This window comes from Micromonospora sp. WMMD956, assembly GCF_029626125.1.
In the GTDB taxonomy this organism is placed as follows: domain Bacteria; phylum Actinomycetota; class Actinomycetes; order Mycobacteriales; family Micromonosporaceae; genus Micromonospora; species Micromonospora carbonacea.
In genome coordinates this window covers 446,808-473,092 of the sequence record NZ_JARUBI010000005.1, presented here as the reverse complement: position 1 = coordinate 473,092, position 26,285 = coordinate 446,808, and the positions used below count along the sequence as shown (strand labels likewise).

Below are 26,285 nucleotides of genomic sequence, written 5' to 3'. Positions count from 1 at the left end.
TGGAGCCTCCTGGTCTGCTCGCTGTGCTCGCTCACGCTCTGCGCCACGCCCGGCCCTCGCGGGCCAGCATCTCGTCGGCGGCGCGCGGACCCCACTCGCCGGACCGGTACGGCTCCGGCTTCGTGCCCTCCCAGGCGTGCTCCAGCGGGTCCACCACCGCCCAGCTCTGCTCGACCTCGGCGGCGTCCGGGAAGAGGGTACGGTCGCCGATCAGCACGTCCAGCACCAGCCGCTCGTACGCCTCGGGGCTGGACTCGGTGAACGCCTCGCCGTACTGGAAGTCCATCGCGATGTCGCGGACCTCCATCGTGGTGCCCGGCACCTTGGAGCCGAACTTGAGCACCACGCCCTCGTCGGGCTGCACCCGGATGACGAGCTGGTTGGGGCCGAGGGACTCCATGTCGGCCTGGTTGAACGGCAGGTGCGGGGCCTTCTTGAACATGATGGCGACCTCGGTGACCCGCCGGGGCAGCCGCTTGCCGGCCCGGATGTAGAACGGCACCCCGGCCCAGCGCCGGTTCTGGATGCCCAGCTCCACCGCCACGTACGTCTCGGTGGTCGAGTCGGCCGGCACGCCGTCCTCGTCGAGGTAGCCGACGGCCCGCTGGCCGCCCACCCAGCCGGGCAGGTACTGGCCGCGCACGGTGCCCCGCGAGACGTCCTTCGGCAGGGTGATCGCCTTGAGCACCTTCAGCTTCTCGGCGCGGATCTCGTCGGCGTCGAAGCTGGTCGGCTCCTCCATCGCGACCAGCGCGAGGAGCTGGAGCAGGTGGTTCTGGAGCACGTCGCGGGCCGTGCCGACCGAGTCGTAGAAGCCCGCCCGGCTGCCGATGCCGACGTCCTCGGCCATGGTGATCTGCACCGAGTCGACGTACTTGGAGTTCCACAGCGGCTCGAACAGGCTGTTGGCGAACCGCAGGGCCAGGATGTTCTGGACGGTCTCCTTGCCCAGGTAGTGGTCGATCCGGAAGACGTCCTGCCGGGTGAAGACGTCGTCGACGAGGTCGTTGAGCTCCTTGGCCGACGGCAGGTCGTGCCCGAACGGCTTCTCCACCACCACCCGACGCCAGCCGCCGCACTTCTCGTTGTCGGCCATCCCGGTGCGGGCGAGCTGCTTGAGCACCACGGGGAACGCCGCCGGGGGGATCGAGAAGTAGAACGCCGCGTTGCCGTGGATGCCGTGGCTCTCGCGCAGGTTGTTCAGGGTCTGGGCGAGCTTGTCGAAGGCGGCGTCGTCGTCGAACGAGCCGCCGACGAACTTGATGTTGCCGGCCAGCCGGCCCCAGACCTCCTCCCGCCACGGTGTCCGGGCGTGCTCCTTCGCCGCGTCGTGGGCCAGCGACTCGAAGTCGCCGTCGCACCAGTCGCGCCGGGCGAAGCCCAGCACCACGAAGCCGGGCGGCAGCAGCCCCCGGTTCGCCAGGTCGTAGACCGCCGGCAGCAGCTTCTTCCGCGCCAGGTCACCGGTCACCCCGAAGATCACCAGAGCGCAGGGCTCCGGGATCCGCGGCAGCCGCCGGTCCTGCGGGTCGCGCAGCGGGTTCACCGGATCACCTCCGGACCCACCAGGGTCACCTCGGTCCGCGACTGCGGGGCTCGCAAGACCGGCCCACTCCTCGCACGCACGGTGCCTCCTAGCTCCGCTGGTTCCACATCGTCCATCGTCACGCTCACAGTTGCCGGGCCGCGGCGAGCAGCTGGGCCACCCCCGCCGACCGGTCGGTCAGGTGCAGCCGCAGCACCGGGCGGCCCCGGCGGGCCAGGGCCCACCGAACGCCGGTGGCCTGTGCGGCCTGGAGCCTCCCGGGGGAGTACGGCTTTCCGGGCACCGGCAGATCATCCCCGACCGTACCGGTCAACTGAAGGAAACTCCCTACCTGTGGACCACCCTTGTGGTACTGGCCGGTGGCGTGCAGGTAGCGCGGCCCTCAACCGAGCGTCACCGGACGGGCGGTCGCCCCGGCGACGGGTCGACGGCGCGGGACGCCCCGGGGCGGTGCCCCGGGGCGTCGCCACGACCGTCTGTCACGCGTTGCCACCCACCTGCTGTGCCTTGTCCGCGTTGCCCTTGGCGGCCTGGCCGGGCCGCCCGGTGCCCTGGCCCGCCGCGGCGAGCGACTTGCGCACCCCGTCGAGCAGCTCCTGCCAGCTCGCCTCGAACTTCTCCACGCCCTCGCGCTCCAGGACGCCGATCACGTCGGACATGTCGACGCCGACCGACCCCAGGTCGGTGAAGACCTGGCGGGCCGCGTCGTACGCGCCGGTGACGGTGTCCCCGCGCGTCTCGCCGTGGTCGGCGTACGCGTGGATCACCGACTCCGGCATCGTGTTCACCGTGCCGGGGGCGATCAGCTCCTCGACGTAGATGACGTCCCGGTAGTCCGGGTTCTTCGTCGAGGTGGACGCCCACAGCGGGCGCTGCGGGTGCGCCCCGGCGTCGGCGAGGGCCTGCCACCGGTCGGAGGAGAACACCTCGCTGTAGCGCTCGTAGGCGAGCTGGGCGTTGGCCACGGCGGCCTTGCCGCGCAGCGCCTTCGCCTGCTCGGAGCCGATCTTCTCCAGCCGCTTGTCGACCTCGCTGTCCACCCGGGAGACGAAGAACGACGCCACCGAGCCGATCTTCGACAGGTCGTGGCCGTTGGCCTTCGCCTGCTCCAGGCCGGCGAGGAACGCCTCCATCACCTGCGAGTAGCGGTCCAGGCCGAAGATCAGCGTGACGTTGACGCTGATCCCCTCGGCCAGGGTCGCGGTGATCGCCGGCAGGCCCGCCTCGGTGGCCGGGATCTTGATGTAGAGGTTGGGCCGGTCGACCAGCCACCACAGGGCCTTGGCCTCGGCGACCGTCTTCTCCGTCTCGTGCGCCAGCCGCGGGTCCACCTCGATGGAGACCCGGCCGTCGACGCCCTGGCTGCCGTCGTACGACGGGCGCATCACGTCGCACGCCCACCGCACGTCGTACGTGGTGAGCATGCGCACCGCCTCCTCCACCTCCACCCCACGGGTGGCGAGGTCGCGCAGCTGCCCGTCGTAGGTGTCGGCGTCGGCGAGCGCCTTCGCGAAGATCGTCGGGTTGGTGGTCACCCCGGCCACGTGCTGCTCCCGGCGGAGCTGGTCCAGCCCGCCGGAGCTCAGCCGCACCCGGGAGAGGTCGTCGAGCCAGACCGCCACCCCGGCGGCGGTGAGTTCGCTGAGCCTGTCCGTCATGTCGTCCTCGCTCCCCTTCAGTTGCCGGTCGTGAAACCGGTGATGTCGCCCACCCGGGTGAGCGCCGCGTGCGCGGCGGCCACGATCCGGTCGGGGGTGAAGCCGAACTGCTCGAAGAGCACGGTGTGCGGGGCGCTCGCGCCGTAGTGCTCGATGCTGACGCTCTCGCCGGAGTCGCCGACGATGCCGCGCCAGGACATCGCGATGCCCGCCTCCACGCTCACCCGGGCCTTCACCCCGCGCGGCAGGACCGACTCGCGGTACGCCTCGTCCTGCTCGTAGAACCACTCCTGGCACGGCATCGACACCACCCGGGTGGGGGTGCCGTCGGCCTCCAGCCGCTCCCGGGCGGTGAGGCAGAGCTGCACCTCCGAGCCGGTGCCGATGATGATCACCTGCGGCTTGCCGTTGGACGCCTCGGCCAGCACGTAGCCGCCCTTGGCGACGCCCTCGGCGCCGGCCAGGGTCGACCGGTCCAGCGTCGGCAGGGCCTGCCGGCTCAGCGCCAGCGCGGTCGGCCGGTCGGTGTGCTCCAGGGCCTGCCGCCACGCCCACGCGGTCTCGTTGGCGTCGGCCGGGCGGACCACGTCCAGGCCGGGGATGGCGCGCAGCGCGGTCAGGTGCTCCACCGGCTGGTGGGTCGGGCCGTCCTCGCCGAGGCCGATCGAGTCGTGCGTCCAGACGTAGACCACCGGCAGCTTCATCAGCGCGGCGAGCCGCACCGACGGGCGCATGTAGTCGCTGAACACCAGGAACGTGCCGCCGTACGGGCGGGTCCCGCCGTGCAGGGCGATGCCGTTGAGGATCGCGCCCATCGCGTGCTCGCGGATGCCGAAGTGCAGCGTCCGGCCGTACTCGTGGCCCGGGAAGTCCTTGGTGGCGTGCACCGCCGGGACGAACGAAGGCTCGCCCTTCATGGTGGTGTTGTTGCTCTCGGCCAGGTCGGCCGAGCCGCCCCACAGCTCCGGCAGCACCGGGGCGAGGGCCTCCAGCACCTTGCCGGACGCGGCCCGGGTGGCCACGCCCTTGGCGTCGGCCGGGAACGTCGGCAGCGCCTCGGTCCAGCCCTCCGGCAGCGCCCGCTGCGCCATCCGGTCCCACAGCGCCTTGCGCTCCGGGTTGGCCTCGGCCCAGCCCGCGTACGTCCGCTCCCACTCCTGCTGCGCCGCCGCGCCGCGCTCCAGGACCCGGCGGGCGTGCCCGAGGACGTCCTCGTCGACCTGGAAGCTCTGCGCCGGGTCGAAGCCGAGCAGCTCCTTGGTGGCGGCCACCTCGCTCGCGCCGAGCGCCGAGCCGTGGATCTTGCCGGTGTTCTTCTTGTTGGGCGCGGGCCAGCCGATGATGGTGCGCAGCGCGACGAAGGAGGGTCGGCCGGTCTCGGCCCTCGCCGCCAGCAGCGCCCGGTGCAGCGCCTCGACGTCCTCGTGGTAGTCGCCCTGGTCGGCGTCGCCGGCGCGCCAGTCGACGGTCTGCACGTGCCAGCCGTACGCCTCGTAGCGGGCCGCGACGTCCTCGCTCTTGGCGATGCGGGTGTCGTCCTCGATCGAGATCTCGTTGTCGTCGTAGATCACGCAGAGGTTGCCGAGCTGCTGGTGCCCGGCGAGGGCGCTGGCCTCGTGGGTGATGCCCTCCTCGATGTCGCCGTCGGAGGCGATGCACCACACGTCGTGGTCGAAGACCGACGCGCCCGGCTCGGTCTCCGGGTCGAACAGGCCGCGCTCGCGGCGGGCCGCCATGGCCATGCCGACCGCGTTGCCGAGGCCCTGGCCGAGCGGGCCGGTGGTGGTCTCCACGCCCGGGGTGTGCCCGTGCTCGGGGTGGCCCGGGGTGAGCGAGCCCCACTGCCGCAGCGACTTGAGGTCGTCCAGGGCCAGCGGGTAGCCGGAGAGGAAGAGCTGGATGTAGAGGGTCAGGCTGGAGTGGCCGGCGGAGAGCACGAACCTGTCCCGGCCCGGCCAGTTGGGGTCGGCCGGGTTGTGCCGCATCACGCGGTTGAACAGCAGGTAGGCCGCGGGCGCGAGGCTCATCGCGGTGCCCGGGTGACCGTTGCCGGACTTCTCCACGGCGTCCATGGCCAGCACGCGGACGAGGTCCACGGCCCGGCGGTCGAGGTCGGACCAGTTGAGTGCGGGTTGCTCAGGTCGGTTGGCAGCCACGATGTGTCGTACTCCTCGGCAGTTGGGCGGAACCCTCTCGGATGACCCTATCGAGCGGGGGTAAACCCCCGCCCCGGGATCTGTGCATGCTCTTCTTTACGCGGTTGGGCGTTTCCGCCGTTCAACCGGGGGTGTGACGGTCCGCACCGTGGTCGGGTCGCGCGGGCAGCGAAAACGACGACGCGTAGTGTGTGGGGACGGTGTGTGGGCCCGACGGGTCCGACCGACCCGACTCCCCCTGCCGACGCCGGAAGGTGGCAATCCGTGAGCACGATCACCGAGCGCCCCGTCAGCAACTCTGCCGGGCAGCCGCCGGTGCGCACGGTGCCAGGCGCCCCGGTGGCGCCCCGGCGGGACGTCCGGGCGGTGGTCTCGGCGTACGTCTCGCTGACCAAGCCGCGCATCGTCGAGCTGCTGCTGGTGACCACCGTCCCGGCGATGATGCTCGCCGAGGGCGGGCTGCCGTCGCTGTGGCTGATGGCGGTGGTCCTGGTGGGCGGCTCGCTCGCCGCCGGTGCGGCCAGCGTCCTCAACTGCTACATCGACCGCGACATCGACCAGCTCATGCGGCGCACCAAGCGGCGTCCGCTGCCGACGCACACGGTGTCGCCGCGCAGCGCGCTGGTCTTCGGCCTGGTGCTCGCGGTGGTCTCGGTGACGCTGATGGCGGTGTTCACCAACCTGCTGGCCGCCGGGCTGACCCTGGCCGCGATCGCCTACTACGACCTGGTCTACACGCTGTGGCTGAAGCGGACCACGCCGCAGAACACCTTCTGGGGTGGCGCGTGCGGGGCCGCGCCGGTGCTGATCGGCTGGGCCGCGGTGACCGGCTCGCTGGCCCCGGCGGCGTGGGCGCTGTTCGCGGTGGTCTTCTTCTGGCAGATGCCGCACTTCTATCCGCTCGCGATGAAATACAAGGCGGACTACGCCCGCGCCGGCATCCCGATGCTGCCGGTGGTGGCCTCGGCCCGCCGGGTCAACGCCGAGATCATCGGCTTCGCCTGGCTGACGCTGCTCTCCTCGCTGGCCGTCTGGCCGCTGGGGATGAGCGCGATCTACGGCGTGACCGCGCTGCTGTCGGGCGGGGTCTTCGTCTACGAGGCGCACCGGCTGTGCCGGCAGGTGGCCGCCGGCGGCGCGGTCCGGCCGATGCGGCTGTTCCACTGGTCGTACGTCTACCTCACCATCCTGTTCGCGGCCGTCGCCGTCGACGCGCTCGTCTGAGCCGTCGATCCGGCGTCTGAGCCGCCACCGATCCGGCGGCTGAGCCATCGATCCGGGGCGACATTCCCGACTTGGGGCGGGCGCGCGCGACTTGTGACGACCGTGTAACTTTGGCAGGCCGCTTTGGCGCACCGAGTCCCCATATAACCGGGCAAAACACCTGTGGTTCTCCTTAAACCACAGGGTAATCGGCATCACAAATAGTTCATGGTTCTCGCACGTCCGGATGGAACTCTGCTTAGGCTTCGCGTCATGGCAGAAGGTTCCGATACGACGCTGGCGGCTCAGCAGACCGTCGCCGACCAGACCCCTGACGGCCTGGTCGCGGGCATCAAGTCGTTCGCCGCCGGGCACGGCGGGGCGAAGGCCGTCATCGAGTACGTCGGCAAGCGCGGCGCGCGCATCGTCCTCGTCGGCTCCGACGGGGTCTGGGGCGACCAGTTCGCGGACGACACCGGCGTCGCGCGCGAGGCGTGCGCCAAGGCGGGGGTCACCGTCGAGAACGCCTGGGAGCGCGAGCTGATGGACCAGATGCGCCCGAGCAACGACCTCTGGCGGTCGATGGCCCGGCGCACGATGGCCCGTTGACCGACAACTTGACCGACCACCACCAGCCGACCCGGGGGGAACCCCGGGTCGCCCTCGTCACCTGCGCCGACCTGCCCGACCTGGAGCCCGACGACCGGCTGCTGCTGGCCCCGCTGGCCGCCCGGGGGATCGCGGCCACCGTCGCCGCCTGGGACGACCCGGCGGTCGACTGGGCCGCGTACGACCTGGTCGTGCTCCGCTCGCCGTGGGACTACGCGCTGCGCCGCGACGAGTTCGTCGCCTGGGCCGACACCGTGCCCCGGCTGGTCAACCCCGCCGACGTGGTGCGCTGGAACACCGACAAGCGCTACCTCGACGAGCTGGCGGCGGCCCACGTGCCCACGGTGCCGACCGGCTGGGTGACCCCGGGGCAGCCCTGGACTCCGCCCGCCACCGGCGGCGAGTACGTGATCAAGCCGGCGGTCAGCGCCGGCAGCCAGGACACCGGCCGCTACGACCTCGCCGACCCGGAGCACCGCGAGCTGGCCCTGGCCCACCTGCGCCGCCTGTCGGACGCGGGTCGGGTCGCCATGGTCCAGCCGTACCTCGCGGCGGTGGACACCGCCGGGGAGACGGCCCTACTGTTCCTCGCCGGCCCCGACGGGCTCGTCTTCAGCCACGCGATCCGCAAGGGCCCGATGCTCACCGGCCCCGACCTCGGCCCCGACGGGCTCTACAAGGCCGAGGAGATCACCCCCCGCACGGCCACCCCCGCGCAGCTCGCCGTCGCCGAGCGGGTGCTCGCGGCGGTCCCCGGCGGCACGCGGCGGCTGCTCTACGCCCGGGTGGACCTGATCCCCGGCCCGGACGGTGCGCCCGTCCTGGTCGAGCTGGAGCTGACCGAGCCGTCGCTGTTCCTCGGGTACGCCGACGGGGCCCCCGAGCGGCTCGCCGACGCCGTCGTCACCCACCTCGCCCGCCCCTGACCGCCCCGGCGATCTTGCACTTTCGGCCCCGGATCTGGGCGCGATGCCCCTTTCGTCGGGGCCTCAACTGCAAGATCGCCGGGGTGGGAGGGCCGTAGGGGAGAGGTGGGGGTTTCAGGCGTGGATCGGGGCGGGGGCCTCGGCCGGCGGCGTCGCGGCCGCCCGGTCCGCCTGGACCGGCCGGCGCTCCCGGGTCGACCACTGCACGGCGAGGGTGGCCAGCAGGACCAGGCACGAGCCGAGCATGTGCGCGCCGACCAGCACGGCGGGCAGGTGGGTGAAGTACTGCACGAAGCCGATCACGCCCTGCCCCAGCTCCACGGCGACCAGCACGACGGCGGCGCGTTCCGCCCGGCGCGCGCCGACCGCGCGGAACGCGAAGACCAGCGCCACGGACAGCCCGACCAGCAGGAACACCCCGTCGGCGTGCACCTGCGAGATCGCCTCCGGGTCGAGGCCGTTGCGGGCCGCGCCGTGGTCGCCCGCGTGCGGGCCGCTGCCGGTGACCCAGGTGCCGATCACCAGCACCGCGGCGCTCACGACGGTGGTGACCAGCGCCAGCGTGCGCAGCGGCCCCGGCACGGTGGGCGTCGCGGGGCCGTCCGGCTCGCCGACGCGCCGCCAGAGCGCGTACGCGGCCGCGATCACCACCATCGAGGCGAGGAAGTGCAGCCCCACCACCCACGGGTTGAGGTTGGTCAGCACGGTGATCCCACCGATCACCGCCTGCAACGGGATGCCGAACAGCACCGCCACCGCGAGCGGCAGCAGCTCCCGCCGCCGTGCGCCGTGCAGCAGCACCCCCACCACCACCGCGAGGGCGATGAGGCCCACGGCGAAGGTGAGCAGCCGGTTGCCGAACTCGATCACCCCGTGCACGCCCATCTCCTGCGTCGTCGTGTACGACGCGTCGGTGCACCGGGGCCAGGTGGGGCAGCCGAGGCCGGAGGCGGTCAGCCGGACCGCCCCGCCGGTGACCACGATGGCCACGTTCGCGATGATCGAGGCGAGCGCGAGGCGGCGCAGCAGGGTGGCGGAGACCGGGAACCGGACGGATCGCTTCACGGAGCGAATCCTACGCACCGTAGTGGAACCCGACCGGGTGACTCCGACGCTCCGGTGGCTCGGATCACCGGCACCCCGGTTTGCGGCCCCCCGGCGAATTACGTAACGTGGGCGTTGTGAAAAACGCGGCGGCGCTCTCCGGGCAGCCGGCGACCGGTCCGGTCGCCGGTGCGTCCGCGTCCGCCCGCCCGGCGCCCGCCGCGCCCGCGTCCGGTTCGCCCGGTTCCGCCGCGGCCGACCTGTCGACCCGGGACCGGGTCACCCAGCTCCTGCTGGAGCGCGGGGCGACCACCGCCGGGCAGCTCGGCTCGGTGCTGGGCCTGAGCCCGGCCGCGATCCGCCGGCACCTCGACGCGATGCTCGCCGACGGCGACGTGCTCGCCCGCGAGCAGACCGTCCGGGGCAGCCGGGGGCGGGGTCGCCCGGCGAAGGTCTTCGTGCTGACCGACGCGGCCCGGGGCCGCTGCGGCACCCACCACTACGACAACATCGCCACCGCCGCGCTGCGCTGGATCTCCCGCAACGGCGGCTCGACCGCGGTGGAGGCGTTCGCCGCCGAGCAGGTCGCCGCCCTGGAGGACCGCTGTCGCGCCGCCATGGAGGACGCCGGCGACGATCCCCTGGCGCGGGCCGAGGCGCTCGCCGGGGCGCTGACCGCCGAGGGCTACGCTGCCAACGCGTCCACGATCGCCTCCGGCGGCCAGCTCTGCCAGCACCACTGCCCGGTGGCACACGTGGCCGCCGAGTTCCCCCAGCTGTGCGAGGCCGAGACGGCGGTCATCTCCCGTCTGGTCGGCACCCACGTGCAGCGCCTCGCCACCATCGCGCACGGCGACGGGGTGTGCACCACGCACATCCCCGCGCAGTCCCGTAACACCGTCACCACTGTGAGGACAGATAGATGACCGAGCAGATCGTTCAGCCCCTGACCCAGGAGGAGCAGCTCGCCGCCCTCGGTCGCTACGAGTACGGCTGGGCCGACCCCGACGTCGCCGGGGCCTCCGCCCAGCGCGGCCTCAGCGAGGCGGTGGTGCGGGACATCTCGGCGAAGAAGAACGAGCCCGCCTGGATGCTCGACCTGCGCCTGAAGGGCCTGCGGCTGTTCGGCCGCAAGCCGATGCCGGCGTGGGGGGCCGACCTCACCGGGATCGACTTCGACAACATCAAGTACTTCGTCCGCTCCACGGAGAAGCAGGCCACCAGCTGGGAGGACCTGCCCGAGGACATCAAGAACACCTACGACCGGCTGGGCATCCCCGAGGCGGAGAAGCAGCGGCTGGTCGCCGGCGTCGCGGCGCAGTACGAGTCCGAGGTCGTCTACCACAAGATCCGCGAGGACCTGGAGGAGCAGGGCGTCGTCTTCCTCGACACCGACACCGCCCTCAAGGAGCACGAGGACATCTTCAAGGAATACTTCGGCACCGTGATCCCGGTCGGCGACAACAAGTTCGCCGCGCTGAACACGTCCGTGTGGTCCGGCGGCTCGTTCATCTACGTGCCGAAGGGCGTGCACGTGGAGATCCCGCTGCAGGCGTACTTCCGGATCAACACCGAGAACATGGGCCAGTTCGAGCGGACCCTGATCATCGTCGACGAGGGCGCGTACGTGCACTACGTCGAGGGCTGCACCGCGCCGCTCTACTCGTCCGACTCGCTGCACAGCGCGGTCGTCGAGATCATCGTCAAGAAGAACGCGCGCTGCCGCTACACGACCATCCAGAACTGGTCGAACAACGTCTACAACCTGGTCACCAAGCGCGCCGTGTGCCACGAGGGCGCGACGATGGAGTGGGTCGACGGCAACATCGGCTCCAAGGTCACCATGAAGTACCCGGCGGTCTACATGACCGGCGAGCACGCCAAGGGCGAGGTGCTCTCGGTGGCCATGGCCGGCGAGGGCCAGCACCAGGACGCGGGCGCGAAGATGGTGCACGCCGCCCCGCACACCTCCTCGACCATCGTGTCGAAGTCGATCGCCCGGGGCGGCGGCCGCACGTCCTACCGGGGCCTGGTGCAGGTGCTGGAGGGCTCGCACAGCAGCCGCAGCACGGTCAAGTGCGACGCGCTGCTGGTCGACACCATCTCCCGCTCCGACACCTACCCGTACGTCGACATCCGCGAGGACGACGTGTCGATGGGGCACGAGGCGACCGTCTCCAAGATCAGCGACGACCAGCTCTTCTACCTGATGAGCCGGGGCCTGAGCGAGGACGAGGCGATGGCGATGATCGTCCGTGGCTTCATCGAGCCGATCGCCAAGGAACTCCCGATGGAGTACGCCCTGGAGCTCAACCGCCTGATCGAGCTCCAGATGGAGGGCGCGGTCGGCTGACGCCGCCGCCCAGCCAGACACCGTCGCCTCAGCACAGACCAAGGAAGAGATGACTACCCAGGCTTCCGCGCCGCCCAGCACCAAGTCGCAGGCGCTCCGCTCGTACGACGTCGCCGACTTCCCGGCCCTCACGGGCCTGGAGGAGGAGTGGCGCTTCACCCCGCTCAAGCGCCTGCGCGGCCTCGTCGACGGCGACGCGCAGGCCGCCACCGGCGTCGTCCGGCACGAGCACGGCGACCTGCCGGCCGGGGTCACCGTGTCCCGGGCCGGCGCCGACGACCCCCGGGTGGGCAGCGTGCTCACCCCGGTCGACCGGGTCAGCGCCCTGGCGTACGGCGGTGCCGGGCAGGCGTTGCTGGTCGAGGTGGCCCGCGAGGCGGTCGTCGCCGAGCCGGTGCGCCTGCGGGTGGTCGGCGACTCCGCCGAGGGGCTCGCGTTCGGGCACACCTTCGTCGAGGTGGGCCGGTTCGCCGAGGTGACCCTGGTGCTGGAGCACGCCGGCTCGGCCACGCTGGCCGACAACGTCGAGGTGTCGGTGGCCGACGGCGCGAAGCTGACCCTGGTCACCGTGGCCGACTGGGCCGCCGACGCCGTGCAGGCCCAGCACCTGAAGATCCGGCTGGGCCGGGACGCCAAGGCCGTGCACGTGCAGGTCACCCTCGGCGGCGACCTGGTCCGGCAGTACACCTCGGTGGAGTACACGGGCCGGGGCGGCGAGGCCGAGCTGTACGGGCTCTACTTCGCCGACGGCGGTCAGCACCTGGAGCACCGCCAGCTCGTCGACCACAACGTGCCCGACTGCCGCAGCTACGTCGGCTACCGGGGCGCGTTGCAGGGCGCCGACGCGCACACCGTCTGGGTGGGCGACGTGCTGATCGGCGCCGGGGCGACCGGCACCGAGACGTACGAGATCAACCGCAACCTGCTGCTCAGCGACGGCGCCCGGGCCGACTCGGTGCCCAACCTGGAGATCGAGACGGGCGAGATCGCCGGTGCCGGGCACGCGAGCGCGACCGGCCGGTTCGACGACGAGCAGCTGTTCTACCTGATGGCGCGCGGCATCCCGGAGAGCGAGGCCCGCCGCCTCGTGGTCCGCGGCTTCTTCGCCGAGATGATCAACAAGATCCCCGTCGAGGAGCTGCGCGACCGGCTCGGCGACGCCATCGAGGCCCGGCTGGCGAGCGGGAGGATTGAGCTTGCGAGCCCCGCACTCGCGAGCGAAGACGTCGCTGCGAAGGCGGGGTCCTGATGATCAGGATCTGCGCGGCCGACGACGTGCCGGAGGGCACCGTGGTCAGCGCCGACGTCGACGGCACCCCGATCGCGCTGGTGCACGGCACCGACGGCGAGTTCTATGCCGCCTACGACGAGTGCTCGCACGCCGCCGTGGCCCTCTCCGAGGGCGAGGTCGAGGGCTGCACGCTGGAGTGCTGGCTGCACGGCTCCCGGTTCGACCTGCGCACGGGCGAGCCCACCGGGCTGCCCGCCACCGAGCCCGTTCCCGTCTACGCCGTCGAGGTCCGCGACGGCGACATCTACCTTCCCGTGGGCGCCGACGGCCGCCCGACGCCGAGCAATGGAGTGACCCGATAATGAGCACCCTGGAGATCCGCGACCTGAAGGTGTCGGTCAAGCTGCCCGAGGGTGAGCTCAAGCCGATCCTGTCCGGCGTCGACCTGACCGTGCGGTCGGGGGAGACCCACGCGATCATGGGCCCCAACGGCTCCGGCAAGTCCACCCTGGCCTACTCGATCGCCGGCCACCCGAAGTACGAGATCACCGGCGGCTCGGTGACCCTCGACGGCGTCGACGTGCTGGCCATGTCCGTCGACGAGCGGGCCCGCGCCGGCCTCTTCCTGGCCATGCAGTACCCGGTCGAGGTGCCCGGCGTGTCGGTGGCCAACTTCCTGCGTACCGCCAAGACCGCGATCGACGGCGAGGCGCCGAAGCTGCGCACCTGGGGCGGCGAGCTGCGCGGCGCGATGCAGCGCCTCCAGATGGACCCGGCCTTCGCCCAGCGCAACGTCAACGAGGGCTTCTCCGGCGGCGAGAAGAAGCGGCACGAGATCGTGCAGCTGGAGCTGCTCAAGCCGAAGGTGGCGATCCTCGACGAGACCGACTCCGGCCTCGACGTCGACGCGCTGCGCGTGGTCAGCGAGGGGGTCAACCGGGTCCGCGACACCGGGGACACCGGCCTGCTGCTGATCACCCACTACACCCGCATCCTGCGCTACATCAAGCCCGACTTCGTGCACGTCTTCGTCGCCGGCCGGATCGTCGAGCAGGGCGGCCCGGAGCTGGCCGACAAGCTCGAGGACGAGGGCTACGAGCGGTACGTCGCCGGGGCCGGCGCGGCGCGGGCCTGACCGACGATGTCCTCCCTGACCATCCCGGCCGGCATGCCGCAGTTCGACGACGTGCCGCGCTTCGACGTGGCGGCGGTGCGCGCCGACTTCCCGATCCTCGACCGGGAGGTCAACGGGCACCCGCTGGTCTACCTCGACAGCGCGAACACCTCGCACAAGCCGCGGCAGGTGCTCGACGTGCTCGCCGAGCACTACGCGCGGCACAACGCCAACGTGTCGCGCTCGGTGCACACCCTGGGCACCGAGGCGACCGAGGCGTACGAGGGGGCCCGGGCCAAGATCGCCCGGTTCGTCAACGCGCCCAGCGTGGACGAGGTGGTGTTCACCAAGAACTCGACCGAGGCGATCAACCTCGTCGCGTACGCGTTCTCGAACGCCTCGCTGCGCGCCGACGCCGACCCCCGGTTCCGGCTGGGCCCCGGCGACGAGATCGTGATCTCCGAGATGGAGCACCACTCCAACATCGTCCCGTGGCAGCTCCTCGCGGAGCGCACCGGCGCGACCCTGCGCTGGTTCCCGGTCACCGACGCCGGCCGGCTCGACGAGTCCGGCCTGGACGACCTGGTCACCGAACGGACGAAGATCGTCTCGCTGGTGCACATGTCGAACATCCTCGGCACCGTCAACGCCACCGCCCGGATCACCGCCCGGGTCCGCGAGGTCGGCGCGCTGCTGCTGCTGGACTGCTCGCAGTCCGTGCCGCACCTGCCCATCGACGTGGTCGACCTCGACGCCGACTTCGTCGTCTTCACCGGGCACAAGATGTGCGGCCCGACCGGCATCGGGGTGCTGTGGGGCCGGGGCGAGCTGCTGGCGGCCATGCCCCCGGTCATGGGCGGCGGCTCGATGATCGAAACGGTCACCATGGCCCGGTCGACGTTCGCCGCGCCGCCGGCCCGGTTCGAGGCGGGCACCCCGCCGATCGCCGAGGCGGTGGCGCTCGGCGCGGCGGTGGACTACCTGACCGGCCTCGACATGCGGGCCGTCCAGTGGCACGAGAAGGAGCTGACGGCGTACGCGCTGGACGCCCTCGCCACCGTGCCCGGCCTGCGGATCTTCGGGCCGACCGTGCCGGTGGGCCGGGGCGGGACGATCTCGTTCGCGCTCGGCGACATCCACCCGCACGACGTGGGGCAGGTGCTCGACTCGCTCGGCGTGCAGGTGCGCGTCGGGCACCACTGCGCCAAGCCGGTGTGCACCCGGTTCGGCGTGCCGGCCATGACGCGGGCCTCGTTCTACCTCTACACCACCACGGGCGAGATCGACGCCCTGGTGGGTGGCCTGGAACAGGTGCGGAAGGTGTTCGACTGATGCAGCTCGACCAGCTCTACCAGGAGATCATCCTGGACCACTACAAGCGCCCCCACGGTCGTGGCCTGCGCGACGCCGACGACCCGGCCGACCGGGTCGCCGAGGCGCACCACGTCAACCCGACCTGCGGCGACGAGGTGACCGTCCGGGTCGCCACCGACGGCGTCGTGCTGCACGACGTCTCGTACGACGGCATGGGCTGTTCGATCAGCCAGGCGTCGGCGAGCGTGCTGCACGAGCTGCTGCGCGGCCGGGAGGCGGGGGAGGCGTTCGCCGTGCACGAGGCGTTCGTCGAGTTGATGTCCGGCCGTGGCCAGGTCACGCCGGACGAGGACGTGCTCGGTGACGGGGTGGCGTTCGCGGGTGTCGCGCGCTACCCCGCCCGGGTCAAGTGCGCGCTGCTGCCGTGGATGGCGTTCAAGGACGCCGCGGCACGCGCCGGGGTGGGCGCGAGCCCGGAGGTGAAGGCATGAGTTCTGACCAGACCGCCGGCGCGCCGCAGGACGGCGCGGTGGCGACCGACGCCGCGGTCCCGGCCGCCGGGGGCACCGCCCCGCCGGCCGCCGAGGCCGCCCCCGCCGCCGGCGGGAAGGCCGCCGTCGCCGACGTCGAGGAGGCGATGAAGGACGTCGTCGACCCCGAGCTGGGCATCAACGTGGTCGACCTCGGCCTGGTCTACGGCGTGCACGTGGACGACGACAACGTGGCCACCCTGGACATGACGCTGACCTCGGCGGCCTGCCCGCTGACCGACGTGATCGAGGACCAGGCCCGGCAGGCGCTGACCACCGGCCCCGGCGGCGGGCTGGTGAACGACATCCGGATCAACTGGGTCTGGCTGCCGCCGTGGGGCCCTGACAAGATCACCGACGAGGGGCGCGACCAGCTCCGCTCCCTCGGTTTCAACGTCTGACACCTCCCGTCGAGGGCGTTCCCCCGGATTCCCGTGGAGCGGGTTCCGTCGAGCGTGGCCCTGCGGGCTTCCGTCGAGCGCGGCATCCGTTCCCGGGTGCCGCGCTCGGCCGTGCCTGGCCGCTTTCGGGCGCGCTTGGCCGCGCTCGGCCGTGCCTGGCCGCTTTCGGGCGCGCTTGGCCGCGCTCGGCCGTGCCTGGCCGCGCTCGGCCGTGGCTTCCCCAAGATCGTGCTCGATCGCGGATCGAGTGGTCTGCGATCGCGCCCGAGGCCACTCGATCCAGGATCGAGCGCGACCGGGCCCTCTCGGCCCGCGATAATCCGCTGGTCAGGCAAGCGGTCGGGGCGCACCATGGGCGGGTGATCAAGACGTGCCGGATGATGCCCGCCCCTGCCCCGACGGCCGTGGCCGCCTGGCGACAGCGGGCGGTGCCGCCGGCCGCCACGGTCGCGCCCCGCCCGTCGTGACGGGGGCGTTCCTGGCCGGTCTCGCGGCCGGCTACGGCGTCGCCGTGCCCGTCGGCGCGATCGCCGTGCTGATCATGGGGCTCAGCGCGCGGACCTCGTTCCGGGTCGGCGCCGCCGCCGCCCTCGGGGTGGCCACCGCCGACGGCGTCTACGCGGCCGTGGCCACCCTGGGCGGGGCGGCGGTCGCCGGCCTGGTCGCCCCGGTCGCCGGGCCGCTGCGGCTGGTGGCGGCGGCGGTGCTGTTCGCCCTGGCGGTGCGGGGCGCGTGGCAGGCGTGGCATCCCGCTCCGGTGCGTGCGGCGGGTCGGCGGCGTGGCCTGGAGAGCCCCGGTCGGGCCTTCGCCGGCCTGCTGGCGCTGACCATGCTCAACCCGGCGACCGTCGTCTACTTCGCCGCGCTCGTGCTCGCCCGCAACGACGGCCACCGGGTCGGCCCGGCGGCGGCGGTCGCCTTCGTGGCCGGCGCCTTCCTCGCCTCGGCGAGCTGGCAGCTGCTGGTCGCCGGCGGGGGCAGCATGGTCGGCCGGGCCCTCGCCGGCCCGCGCGGTCGCCGGATCACCGGCCTGGTGTCCAGCGCGATCATCGCCGCGCTGGCCGTCGCCGTCCTGCTGACCGGCTGACCGGCTGACCGCCGGTTGTGCCGCGTCCCCGCCGTCGCGCCGCGTCCCCGCCGGTTGCGTCGGCTGCGCCGGCCTGGTGCTGCGGACCTTGGAACGTTGTCGTTCCGCCCAGGAGACAACAACCGTCCAAGGTCCGGGGCGGGCGGGGCGGCCGGCCGGTCGCCGGTGCCGTAGGTTCGGGGCCATGAGCAGCAGACCGGCGGCCGGCGGCGGGCGCTGGGTCGAGGTGACGCCGGCCCGCGTCGACCGCTGGGTCGACGGCTTCGCCGACCGGCACGGCCCGCCCACCGAGACGACGCAGGAGTACGGCCTGCTGCTCACCGCCCCGGACGGGGCCACCGCCGCGCTGCACGCCCCGCCGGGCGCGCCGCCCGGGGCCGACGTGCCCGCCTTCGTGGCCGCCGCCCGCGCGCCGCGCCGGATCGGTCTGCTGCTCGCCCGCAAGGGCGCGGTGGCCGTCGGCGTCGCCGAGGGGGAGAAGCTGGTCGTGTCGAAGGTGGACACCCGCTACGTGCAGGGCCGCACCGCCGCCGGCGGGTGGTCCCAGCAGCGGTTCGCCCGGCGGCGGGACAACCAGGCGAAGGCGGCCCTCGGCGACGCGGCCGAGCTGGCCGTGCGGCTGCTGCTGCCCGAGGCCGCGCACCTCGCCGCCGTGGTCTGCGGTGGGGACCGGCGGGCGGTGGACACGGTGCTGGCCGACCGGCGGCTCGCCCCGCTCGCCGAGCGGCGCGCCGACCGCCTCCTCGACGTCCCCGAGCCCCGCCTCGCGGTGCTGGTCGACGCGGTCGCCGCCGCCCGCGCCGTCCGGATCCTGGTCCGGGGGTAAGGAAGGGCACCCTGTTAACGCTTTCGGTATAGGAAGGGGCCCCTGCAATCCGGCTGGTCTCGGCGCGGAAAGGGCTCCCCGCCCGGTCCACCGTGACCGGCCCGGGCGGGGAGCCGCGGGGTCAACCGGCGGTGCAGGACCGGATCTGGGGCCGGGCGCTGCTGTTGCCGTTCGTCATCGTGGTGAAGCCGAAGGTGTTGCCGCTGCCGTTGGAGCGCATCGTCATCACGTAGCCGGTGCTGTCCCAGCTGGGGGTGCCGTTCCAGGTGGTGCTGATGCGCTGCGGCGCGGTCACCGCCACGACCACCGTCCAGGTGCTGGCCCCCTGGACCGTCACCGAGGTGTTGTACCGGTCGCCCCAGACGTTGGGGAACGTCGCCGTCGCGGTGCATCCGCCGCCCGGGGGCGGGGTGGTCGGGGACCCGGTGGGCGGCGCGGTGGTCGGCGGCGGGGTGCCGTCCGGGGCCACCGCCCGGCCGGTGCTCGGGGAGATCATGCCCGGGCAGAGGCCGCGGCTGTTCAGGTTGGCCATGATCTGCGGGATCGCGTCGCGGGTGTTCTGGATGCCGTCGTGCATCAGGATCACCTGGCCGGCCTGGAGCCGGCTGGCGTTGGAGACGATCTGGCTGACGCTGGCACCGTTCCAGTCCTGGGAGTCGACGTCCCAGATCACCTGGCGCAGGCCGAGCGACGAGGCGACCGACTGGAGGGTCGAGTTGGTCTCCCCGTAGGGCGGGCGGAACAGTTGGGGCCGGACGCCGGTCGCCGACTGGATCGCCGAGTTGGTCTGCGAGAGGTCCGACTGCATCTGGCTCTGGCTCATCGACGTCATGTGCGCGTGGTTCCAGCTGTGGTTGGCGACCCACATGCCGGCGTCGACCTGGGCCCGTGCGGCGGACGGGTTGCCCTGCACGTTCTGCCCGACGTTGAACATGGTGGCCCGGACGTTGTTGGCCCGGAGCACGGACAGCAGGGCACCGGTGCTGCCGGTCGGCCCGTCGTCGAAGGTGAGGCCGACGTAGCCGTTGCAGGCTGCGGCGCTGGACGGGGTGGCGGCGACCGCGAGACCGGTCGCTGCGAGCGCCACGGCGGCGGTGGCGAGCACCGCCAGTCGGCGGGCGTGGCGTGCTGCTCGGGGTGGGGACGGGCGGCGGGGGCCGCTGATGCTGGCGAACATGCGCAGGTCCTCCCGGGGACGGTGACGTTCGACGATGCCCGACATCAACAGCCATGGATGGATGTCGTGGTGGCTCGGAGTATTGCAGCGGCATTTCGAGCCGGTCAACGAATTCCGGAAGTTTTCGGAAACTTTTCGAATGGGTCAGGCGCCGCTGCCGAAGGTGTCGCACTGCTTCGGGTCGCCGGTCTCGTACCCCTTGGTGAACCACTGCCGGCGCTGCTCGGAGGTGCCGTGGGTGAACTCGTCCGGGTTGACCGGGCGGCCCGAGCGCTGCTGGATGGCGTCGTCGCCGATCTTCTCGGCGGTGTCGATGGCCTGCTGGATGTCCTGCTCCGAGATGCTCTTGAAGATCTTCTGGCCCTGCTCGTCGGCGGTGCCGGTGGCGTTCTTGGCCCACGCGCCCGCGTAGCAGTCGGCCTGGAGCTCCAGCTTCACCGACAGCGCGTTGGCGTTGCCCGGGTCGCGCTGCTGCTGGCGGCGCATCTGCGCCTCGGTGCCGAGCAGGTCCTGCACGTGGTGGCCGTACTCGTGGGCGAGCACGTACGGCTGGGCGAACTCGCCCTGCGCCCCGAGCTGGTCGGCGAGCAGGTTGTAGAAGGTCAGGTCGATGTAGACCAGGTCGTCGGCCGGGCAGTAGAACGGGCCGACGCCGGAGTCGGCCTGGCCGCAGGCGGTGTTGACGCCCTGGCTGAAGAAGACGGTCTTCGACGGCTGGTACTGCTCGCCGAAGGTCTCCGGCAGCGCCGTGCGCCAGTATGCCTGGATCGAGTTGACGTACAGGGTGTTGCGGCAGTCGAGCTGCTTGAGGGCGTCGTCGGCGGAGCACTTCTGCTCCAGCGAGGTGTTGTCGCCCTGCCCGGACCCGCCGCCGTCGAAGGCCGCGTTCAGGCCGAACCCGCCGCCGACGAGGGCGACCAGCACGGCGACGACGATGCCGACGATGCCGCCGCGTCCGCCGCCGATCGGGATCGGGATCCCGCCCAGCCCACCGCCCCCGCCGGACCCCCGCCGGTCGTCCACCTGGCTGGTGTCGATCCGCGCGTTCTCGTTCAGCTCCATGTTGACCCCGATCACCGATTCGTCACGTGTGGTGGTTGCGGTGCCGGACCGGGTCCGGACGACGCCTCCGTACCCGATGATCTTGACCGGTAATCCGGGCAACGCACATCGGGCGGCCCGGTACACTTGCCCCGTGCTGCGCTGCGAAGGCTGAACCGCCCCGCGCCGACGGGAACATCGACCCGCCGGCGCTTTCGCGTGCCCTGAGTCAGCCCTTCCAGACCCCGAGAGCGAGTCCTTGACATGATCACTGCCACCGGCCTGGAGCTGCGCGCCGGCGCCCGGATCCTGCTGTCCGACACCACGCTGCGGGTGCAGCCGGGCGACCGCATCGGCCTGGTCGGCCGCAACGGCGCCGGCAAGACCACCACGCTGAAGGTGCTCGCGGGGGAGGGGCAGCCCTACGCCGGGCAGATCGACCGGCGCAGCGCCATCGGCTACCTCCCGCAGGACCCGCGCACGGGCGACCTGGAGGTCACCGGCCGCGACCGGGTGCTCTCCGCCCGGGGGCTGGACGTGCTGATGGCCCAGATGAAGGAGGTCGAGGCCCGGCTCGCCGAGAACGCCGACGACAAGCTGGTCCGCCGCTACGGCGCGCTCGAAGACCAGTTCGCCGCCCTCGGTGGGTACGCGGCCGAGGCCGAGGCCGCCCGCATCTGCGCCAACCTCGGCCTGCCCGACCGGGCCCTCGCCCAGACCATCGGCACCCTCTCCGGCGGCCAGCGCCGCCGCGTCGAGCTGGCCCGGATCCTGTTCCGCGACGCGGGCGAGAACGGCGGCGGCATCCTGCTGCTCGACGAGCCCACCAACCACCTCGACGCCGACTCGATCACCTGGCTGCGCGGGTTCCTCGCCAACCACAAGGGCGGGCTGATCGTGATCTCCCACGACGGCTCGCTGCTGGAGTCGGTGGTCAACAAGGTCTGGTTCCTCGACGCCACCCGCTCGGTGGTCGACGTCTACAACCTGGGCTGGAAGGCGTACCTGGAGGCGCGGGAGACCGACGAGCGCCGCCGCCGCCGGGAGCGGGCCAACGCCGAGAAGAAGGCCGGCGCGCTCATGGCCCAGGCCGACAAGATGCGGGCCAAGGCCACCAAGACCGTCGCCGCGCAGAACATGGCCCGCCGGGCCGAGAAGCTGATCTCCGGGCTGGAGGAGGTCCGGGTCTCCGACAAGGTGGCCAAGGTCCGCTTCCCGAACCCGGCGCCGTGCGGCAAGACGCCGCTCACGGCGACCGGCCTGTCCAAGTCGTACGGGTCGCTGGAGATCTTCACCGACGTCAACGTGGCGGTGGACCGGGGGTCCCGGGTGGCCATCCTCGGCCTCAACGGCGCGGGTAAGACCACCCTGCTGCGGATGCTCGGCGGCCTGCTGGAGCCGGACACCGGCGAGGTGCACGCCGGGCACGGGCTGCGGCTGGGCTACTACGCCCAGGAACACGAGACCCTGGACGTGGAGCGGACGGTGCTGGAGAACATGCGGGCCGCCGCGATCGAGCAGACCGACACCGAGCTGCGCAAGATCCTCGGCGCGTTCCTCTTCTCCGGCGAGGACGTCGACAAGCCGGCCGGCGTGCTCTCGGGTGGCGAGAAGACCCGGCTGGCCCTGTCCACCCTGGTCTGCTCCGGCGCCAACGTGCTGCTGCTCGACGAGCCGACCAACAACCTCGACCCGGTCAGCCGGGAGCAGGTGCTCGACGCGATCGCCCGCTATCCGGGGGCGATCGTCCTGGTCACCCACGACCCGGGCGCGGTGCTGGCGCTCAAGCCGGACCGGGCGATCCTGCTCCCCGACGGCGACGAGGACGCCTGGAGCGACGACCTGCTCGAACTGGTCGAGCTGGCCTGACCGGCCGTCGGGCCCGGCTGCCGCCCGGGAGGCGGGACGCCCGTCGGCGCGAACGGGCACGGCCGCTGGCCACCCGCGGGCCGCCCCGGAAGCCGGCGACCCGGGCGGGCGACCGTGGGGGCAGTGGGCGAAATGGGAATTTCCGCGTCTTTTGCGGTGTGCCGTCACTCTCTGCACCGTCCGCGCACCCGCGACGGGCTCAGCCGAGCGCGTCGGCGAGCCGGGCGAGCACTCCGGAGGTGGCCAGGATGAACGCGCCGATCACGATGAAGACGGCCGGAACCAGCCAGTGTCCGACCCGGCCGACCCACCGCACCACGGCCGGGTGGCCGCCGAGGCCGGCGGCGACGGCGCACCAGAGCCCGACCAGCGCCGCGAACACCACCAGCCAGACCAGGGCGTCGGCGGGGGCGAGGGAGCGGAACACCGGCACGTAGACGGCGATGTTGTCGGCGCCGTTGGCGATGGTCACCCCGGCCACGCCGAGCAGCCCGCCCACCACGGCGGGCGGCCCGTCGTCGTCGGAGCGGGCCAGCAGGGCGCGCACGCCGAGCGCGACCGGCAGCAGTCCGAGCAGCCCGGTCCACGGGTCGGGCACCACGAGCAGCCCGGCGGCGGCGACCGCGGCGGCGGCGACCAGTGCGCCGATGCCCAGGTACTGCCCGGCGACGATGTGCCCGGGGCGGGGGTGACCGGTGCCCCGGGCCGCCACGAACAGCACGGTCAGCACCACGACGTCGTCGAGGTTGGTGGCGGCGAACACCAGCGCCGCGCCGGTGGCGGTCGCGATCAGGTCGGTCACGCCAGGCAGGGTACGGCTGCCGCGCCCGCCGCCCCGGCCCGCCCGAACGGGGTACGACGACCGGCGGCCGTCACCCTATCGGGTAGCTGACAATGCATAGCGTGTCGGTTGGCGAATAGTTGATATCTGGCGCATGATCGTTCGAGACGGTCTAATAGGTGGGACCGTATCCGTAGCGCACAGTCTGGGACGTGAGGAATCAGCATGGCAGCCACTGGCACAGCCACCAGCACTGAGAAAGGTCGCCGGATCGTCGGAGCCGAGCGTCAGACGCTCGCCAAGGACCTGGTAAAGCGGTACACCGGCGGAGAGAGCATCCGGGCGCTCGCGGCCTCCACCGGCCGCTCCTACGGGTTCATCCACCGGGTGCTCACCGAGTCCGGCGTGCAGCTGCGTCAGCGCGGCGGCGCCCGGCGTCGCAAGAAGGCGTGACCCGCCCACCGACGTCGTCCATCAGCGCCGTCCCCCGGGCCGCCCGGTGACCCCTGGCGCGGTCGGGGTACGACTCGACTGCGACGGGCCGGTGGCGACGGTGACGTTGTGCCGGCCCGACGTGCTCAACGCGCAGACCCCGGCGATGTGGCGCGCGATGAGCGACTTCTCCCGTGACCTGCCCGGTGACGTACGCGTCGTCGTGGTGCGCGGCGAGGGGCGGGCCTTCTCCGCCGGTCTCGACCTGTCCGTGGCCGGCGCGTCCGGCCCCGGCTCGTTCGCCGAGCTGGCGACCCTGCCCGAGCAGGAGTGCGCCGACCGGATCGCCGGCTTCCAGGCCGGCTTCACCTGGCTGCACCGGCCCGACGTGGTCTCGGTGGCCGCCGTGCAGGGCCACGCCATCGGCGCCGGATTCCAGCTCGCGCTCGCCTGTGACCTGCGGGTGCTGGCGGCCGACGCCAAGCTCTCCATGGCCGAGGTGACCCTCGGCCTCGTTCCCGACCTGGCCGGCACGAAGCGCCTGGTCGAGCTGGTCGGCTATGCCCGCGCCCTGGAGATCTGCGCCACCGGCCGACGGATGGACGCCGTCGAGGCCGACCGGCTGGGCCTCGCCACGCTGGTGGTGCCCGCCACCGAGCTGGACGCCACGGTGCGCGACCTGGCCGCCGGGCTGCTCGCCCACCCCCGGGACGCGGTGGTGGAGATCAAGGCGCTGCTCGCGGGTGCCGCCGGCCGCTCCCACGCCGAGCAGCAGCGGGCCGAGCGCGAGGCGCAGACCCGCCGGCTCCGCGATCTCGCCGGCCGGGGCGAGTAGCCGGCTGTCGGCCCGGGGCCGGCCCGGGCCGCCCCGTGGGGCGACCGGTAAGGGCTTTCCGGGAAGAACCGGCTTACGGCCAAGGTTGTCGTAGCCGTCGGGACAATCGACCTGACGGCACGAGCCGACCACGACCCGGAGGTGACGCGTGATGTCCGACGGTGGCATGGGCGGCTGGAGCATGATCCGGTCGATGCGCAACCAGGACGAGGTCTCCGCCCACCGGCTCAGCCGGGGCACCGCCCGGCGGATCGTCGAGTTCGCCCGGCCCTACCGGCGCGACATCGTCGTCTTCCTGGTCACGGTGGTGGTCGCCGCGGTGATCGGCGTGGCGACCCCGGTGCTCGCCGGTGACGTGATCAACGCGATCAGCCGGGGCGGCGCGGAGGCCGGGTCGACCGTGGTCCGCCTCGCGCTGGTCATCGCCGCCCTCGCCGTCGCCGACGCGCTGCTCTCGCTGGTCCAGCGGTGGTATTCGGCGCGCATCGGCGAGGGCATCATCCTCGACCTGCGCACCCGGGTCTACGACCACGTGCAGCGGATGCCGTTGCAGTTCTTCACCCGCACCCAGACCGGCGCGCTGGTCAGCCGGCTCAACAACGACGTGATGGGCGCGCAGCGGGCGTTCACCTCCACCCTCTCCGGGGTGGTCAGCAACGTCATCCAGCTCGTGCTCACCGCCGGGGTGATGCTCACCCTCTCGTGGCAGATCACCGTGCTGTCGCTGATCCTGCTGCCGATCTTCATCGTCCCGGCCCGCCGGGTCGGCCGGCGGCTGGCCGACATCACCCGCGAGTCGTACAACCTCAACGCCAACATGAACGCCACGATGACCGAGCGGTTCGGGGTCGCCGGGGCGCTGCTGGTCAAGCTGTTCGGCGCACCCGAGGTGGAGGCGCGCCGGTTCGCCGGCCGGGCCGAGCGGGTCCGCGACATCGGCATCCAGTCCGCGATGTACTCGCGGACGTTCTTCGTGGCGATGCTGCTGGTCGCGTCCCTGGCCCAGGCGCTGACCTACGGCCTCGGCGGCTGGCTCGCGGTCACCGGCAGCGTCAGCGCCGGCACCGTGGTCACCCTGGCCCTGCTGCTCACCCGGCTCTACGGCCCGCTGACCGCGCTGTCCAACGTCCGGGTGGACGTGATGAGCGCGCTGGTCTCCTTCGACCGGGTCTTCGAGGTGCTCGACCTGCGCCCCGGCATCGCCGAGAAGCCGGACGCCGTCGCCGTGCCACGCGGCAACGGCCGGGTGGAGTTCCGCGACGTGCGGTTCCGCTACCCCGCCGCCGCCGAGGTGTCCCTCGCCTCGCTGGAGGAGGTCACCACCCTCGACCGCACCGTCACCGAGCCGGTGCTGCGGGGGGTCTCGTTCGCCGTCGAGCCGGGGCAGATGATCGCCCTGGTCGGGCCGTCCGGTGCGGGCAAGTCCACCCTGTCCATGCTGATCCCGCGGGTCTACGACGTCACCGACGGCCAGGTGCTCGTCGGGGGTGTCGACGTGCGCGACGCCACGCTCGCCTCCCTGCGCGACGAGATCGGCGTGGTCACCCAGGACTCCCACCTGTTCCACGAGACGATCGCCGAGAACCTGCGCTACGCCAAGCCGGACGCCACCGACGACGAGATCTGGGCGGCCCTCGCCGGCGCGCAGGTCGCCGACCTGGTGCGGTCCCTGCCCGACGGGCTCGACACGACCGTCGGCGAGCGGGGCTACCGCTTCTCCGGCGGCGAGAAGCAGCGCATCGCGATCGCCCGGCTGCTGCTCAAGGCCCCGTCGATCGTGATCCTCGACGAGGCGACCGCGCACCTGGACTCGGAGAGCGAGGCGGCGGTGCAGCGGGCCCTGGCGGTGGCGCTGACGGGGCGTACGGCGCTGGTCATCGCGCACCGGCTCTCCACCGTCCGCGAGGCCGACCAGATCCTCGTCCTCGACGAGGGGCGGATCGTCGAGCGGGGCCGGCACGAGGAGCTGGTCGCCGTCGGCGGCCTCTACGCCGAGCTGTACCGGACCCAGTTCGCGGTCGCCGACTCGCCCACCCCGTACGTGGACGCGACCGGCCCCGAGACCGTGATTACCATGCCGATGGGGCCCTACGTCGCCGACGAGGCGCTGCCCCCGGCCGCCGCGAACTGATCCGGCGGCCGGCGCGCACGC

General features: G+C 72.5%; 24 protein-coding genes and 1 pseudogene. 17 read left to right on the top strand and 8 right to left on the bottom strand.

Features of this window, described 5'->3' with window-relative positions; translation table 11 throughout:
- Positions 1-31: 31 nt before the first annotated feature.
- The 4 genes and pseudogenes from zwf to tkt all read right to left on the bottom strand — a co-directional run bounded on the left by zwf (position 32) and on the right by tkt (position 5,360).
- Positions 32-1,546: a glucose-6-phosphate dehydrogenase gene (zwf, locus tag O7628_RS02290; RefSeq protein WP_074474338.1), complete on the bottom strand. Its 1,515-nt coding sequence runs from the start codon at positions 1,544-1,546 to the stop codon at positions 32-34.
- A 124-nt stretch (positions 1,547-1,670) separates the two neighbouring features.
- Positions 1,671-1,967: pseudogene (locus O7628_RS02285) on the bottom strand (glucose-6-phosphate isomerase); the annotation flags it as partial.
- A gap of 58 nt (positions 1,968-2,025) precedes the next feature.
- Positions 2,026-3,204 carry a transaldolase gene (gene tal / locus O7628_RS02280; protein ID WP_278127960.1) on the bottom strand — a complete coding sequence of 393 codons (1,179 nt, stop codon included), beginning with the start codon at positions 3,202-3,204 and terminating at the stop codon, positions 2,026-2,028.
- Between the two features lie 17 nt (positions 3,205-3,221).
- On the bottom strand, positions 3,222-5,360 hold the full coding sequence (gene tkt / locus O7628_RS02275; protein ID WP_278127959.1) for a transketolase: 2,139 nt from the start codon (positions 5,358-5,360) through the stop codon (positions 3,222-3,224).
- 264 nt (positions 5,361-5,624) lie between these two features.
- Here tkt and O7628_RS02270 point away from each other — a divergent pair, with 264 nt between their 5' ends.
- From O7628_RS02270 to O7628_RS02260, 3 genes are all read left to right on the top strand, one after another.
- Positions 5,625-6,584 carry a heme o synthase gene (locus O7628_RS02270; RefSeq protein ID WP_278127957.1) on the top strand — a complete coding sequence of 320 codons (960 nt, stop codon included), beginning with the start codon at positions 5,625-5,627 and terminating at the stop codon, positions 6,582-6,584.
- Between the two features lie 252 nt (positions 6,585-6,836).
- Entirely contained in the window at positions 6,837-7,172 is a 336-nt protein-coding gene (locus O7628_RS02265) for a hypothetical protein (RefSeq protein ID WP_278127956.1), read from the top strand.
- Positions 7,173-7,180: 8 nt separating this feature from the next.
- Complete coding sequence (locus O7628_RS02260) at positions 7,181-8,098, top strand: hypothetical protein (RefSeq protein ID WP_278136185.1); 918 nt, start codon at positions 7,181-7,183, stop codon at positions 8,096-8,098.
- 114 nt (positions 8,099-8,212) lie between these two features.
- Here the strand turns inward: O7628_RS02260 and O7628_RS02255 are convergent, their stop codons facing one another.
- Complete coding sequence (locus O7628_RS02255; RefSeq protein ID WP_278127955.1) at positions 8,213-9,163, bottom strand: COX15/CtaA family protein; 951 nt, start codon at positions 9,161-9,163, stop codon at positions 8,213-8,215.
- A gap of 239 nt (positions 9,164-9,402) precedes the next feature.
- Here O7628_RS02255 and O7628_RS02250 point away from each other — a divergent pair, with 239 nt between their 5' ends.
- The 10 genes from O7628_RS02250 to O7628_RS02205 all read left to right on the top strand — a co-directional run bounded on the left by O7628_RS02250 (position 9,403) and on the right by O7628_RS02205 (position 17,998).
- The gene (locus O7628_RS02250) at positions 9,403-10,068 is read left to right on the top strand and encodes an ArsR family transcriptional regulator (protein ID WP_278136184.1); all 666 of its coding nucleotides are present in this window, start codon (positions 9,403-9,405) and stop codon (positions 10,066-10,068) included.
- Positions 10,065-11,495: a Fe-S cluster assembly protein SufB gene (gene sufB / locus O7628_RS02245; RefSeq protein WP_278127953.1), complete on the top strand. Its 1,431-nt coding sequence runs from the start codon at positions 10,065-10,067 to the stop codon at positions 11,493-11,495. The genes O7628_RS02250 and sufB overlap by 4 nt, the downstream gene beginning before the upstream one ends.
- Positions 11,496-11,544: 49 nt before the next feature.
- Positions 11,545-12,744 carry a Fe-S cluster assembly protein SufD gene (gene sufD / locus O7628_RS02240; protein ID WP_278127951.1) on the top strand — a complete coding sequence of 400 codons (1,200 nt, stop codon included), beginning with the start codon at positions 11,545-11,547 and terminating at the stop codon, positions 12,742-12,744.
- Positions 12,744-13,088 carry a non-heme iron oxygenase ferredoxin subunit gene (locus O7628_RS02235; RefSeq protein ID WP_074474329.1) on the top strand — a complete coding sequence of 115 codons (345 nt, stop codon included), beginning with the start codon at positions 12,744-12,746 and terminating at the stop codon, positions 13,086-13,088. The genes sufD and O7628_RS02235 overlap by 1 nt, the downstream gene beginning before the upstream one ends.
- A complete protein-coding gene (gene sufC / locus O7628_RS02230) occupies positions 13,088-13,861 on the top strand; it encodes a Fe-S cluster assembly ATPase SufC (protein WP_074474328.1) in 774 nt (257 codons plus the stop codon). Before O7628_RS02235 ends, sufC begins: the two co-directional genes overlap by 1 nt.
- A gap of 6 nt (positions 13,862-13,867) precedes the next feature.
- Positions 13,868-15,172 carry a cysteine desulfurase gene (locus tag O7628_RS02225; protein ID WP_074474327.1) on the top strand — a complete coding sequence of 435 codons (1,305 nt, stop codon included), beginning with the start codon at positions 13,868-13,870 and terminating at the stop codon, positions 15,170-15,172.
- A complete protein-coding gene (sufU, locus tag O7628_RS02220) occupies positions 15,172-15,645 on the top strand; it encodes a Fe-S cluster assembly sulfur transfer protein SufU (protein WP_074474326.1) in 474 nt (157 codons plus the stop codon). Before O7628_RS02225 ends, sufU begins: the two co-directional genes overlap by 1 nt.
- A complete protein-coding gene (locus tag O7628_RS02215; RefSeq protein WP_074474325.1) occupies positions 15,642-16,085 on the top strand; it encodes a metal-sulfur cluster assembly factor in 444 nt (147 codons plus the stop codon). The genes sufU and O7628_RS02215 overlap by 4 nt, the downstream gene beginning before the upstream one ends.
- A 463-nt stretch (positions 16,086-16,548) precedes the next feature.
- A complete protein-coding gene (locus O7628_RS02210) occupies positions 16,549-17,172 on the top strand; it encodes a LysE family transporter (protein ID WP_278127945.1) in 624 nt (207 codons plus the stop codon).
- 184 nt (positions 17,173-17,356) lie between these two features.
- Positions 17,357-17,998, top strand: a complete 642-nt coding sequence (locus O7628_RS02205; protein ID WP_278127943.1) for an acVLRF1 family peptidyl-tRNA hydrolase — start codon at positions 17,357-17,359, stop codon at positions 17,996-17,998.
- Positions 17,999-18,119: 121 nt separating this feature from the next.
- Here the strand turns inward: O7628_RS02205 and O7628_RS02200 are convergent, their stop codons facing one another.
- Both O7628_RS02200 and O7628_RS02195 read right to left on the bottom strand, forming a co-directional pair.
- The gene (locus O7628_RS02200) at positions 18,120-19,175 is read right to left on the bottom strand and encodes a polysaccharide deacetylase family protein (protein ID WP_074474322.1); all 1,056 of its coding nucleotides are present in this window, start codon (positions 19,173-19,175) and stop codon (positions 18,120-18,122) included.
- 144 nt (positions 19,176-19,319) lie between these two features.
- On the bottom strand, positions 19,320-20,237 hold the full coding sequence (locus O7628_RS02195; RefSeq protein WP_278127941.1) for a neutral zinc metallopeptidase: 918 nt from the start codon (positions 20,235-20,237) through the stop codon (positions 19,320-19,322).
- Between the two features lie 243 nt (positions 20,238-20,480).
- Here O7628_RS02195 and O7628_RS02190 point away from each other — a divergent pair, with 243 nt between their 5' ends.
- Positions 20,481-22,085, top strand: coding sequence for an ABC-F family ATP-binding cassette domain-containing protein (locus O7628_RS02190; protein WP_074474321.1), 1,605 nt, complete (start codon positions 20,481-20,483; stop codon positions 22,083-22,085).
- 199 nt (positions 22,086-22,284) lie between these two features.
- Here the strand turns inward: O7628_RS02190 and O7628_RS02185 are convergent, their stop codons facing one another.
- Positions 22,285-22,887 carry a cadmium resistance transporter gene (locus O7628_RS02185; protein ID WP_278127938.1) on the bottom strand — a complete coding sequence of 201 codons (603 nt, stop codon included), beginning with the start codon at positions 22,885-22,887 and terminating at the stop codon, positions 22,285-22,287.
- A 204-nt stretch (positions 22,888-23,091) separates the two neighbouring features.
- Here O7628_RS02185 and O7628_RS02180 point away from each other — a divergent pair, with 204 nt between their 5' ends.
- The 3 genes from O7628_RS02180 (at position 23,092) to O7628_RS02170 (ending at position 26,264) form a co-directional block, all read left to right on the top strand.
- Positions 23,092-23,319, top strand: a complete 228-nt coding sequence (locus O7628_RS02180; RefSeq protein WP_007072022.1) for a helix-turn-helix domain-containing protein — start codon at positions 23,092-23,094, stop codon at positions 23,317-23,319.
- A 46-nt stretch (positions 23,320-23,365) separates the two neighbouring features.
- Positions 23,366-24,133 (top strand): enoyl-CoA hydratase/isomerase family protein, encoded by a 768-nt coding sequence (locus O7628_RS02175; RefSeq protein WP_278127936.1) that lies wholly within the window; start codon positions 23,366-23,368, stop codon positions 24,131-24,133.
- A gap of 151 nt (positions 24,134-24,284) precedes the next feature.
- Positions 24,285-26,264, top strand: a complete 1,980-nt coding sequence (locus O7628_RS02170; protein WP_278127934.1) for an ABC transporter ATP-binding protein — start codon at positions 24,285-24,287, stop codon at positions 26,262-26,264.
- The last annotated feature ends 21 nt before the right edge of the window (positions 26,265-26,285 follow it).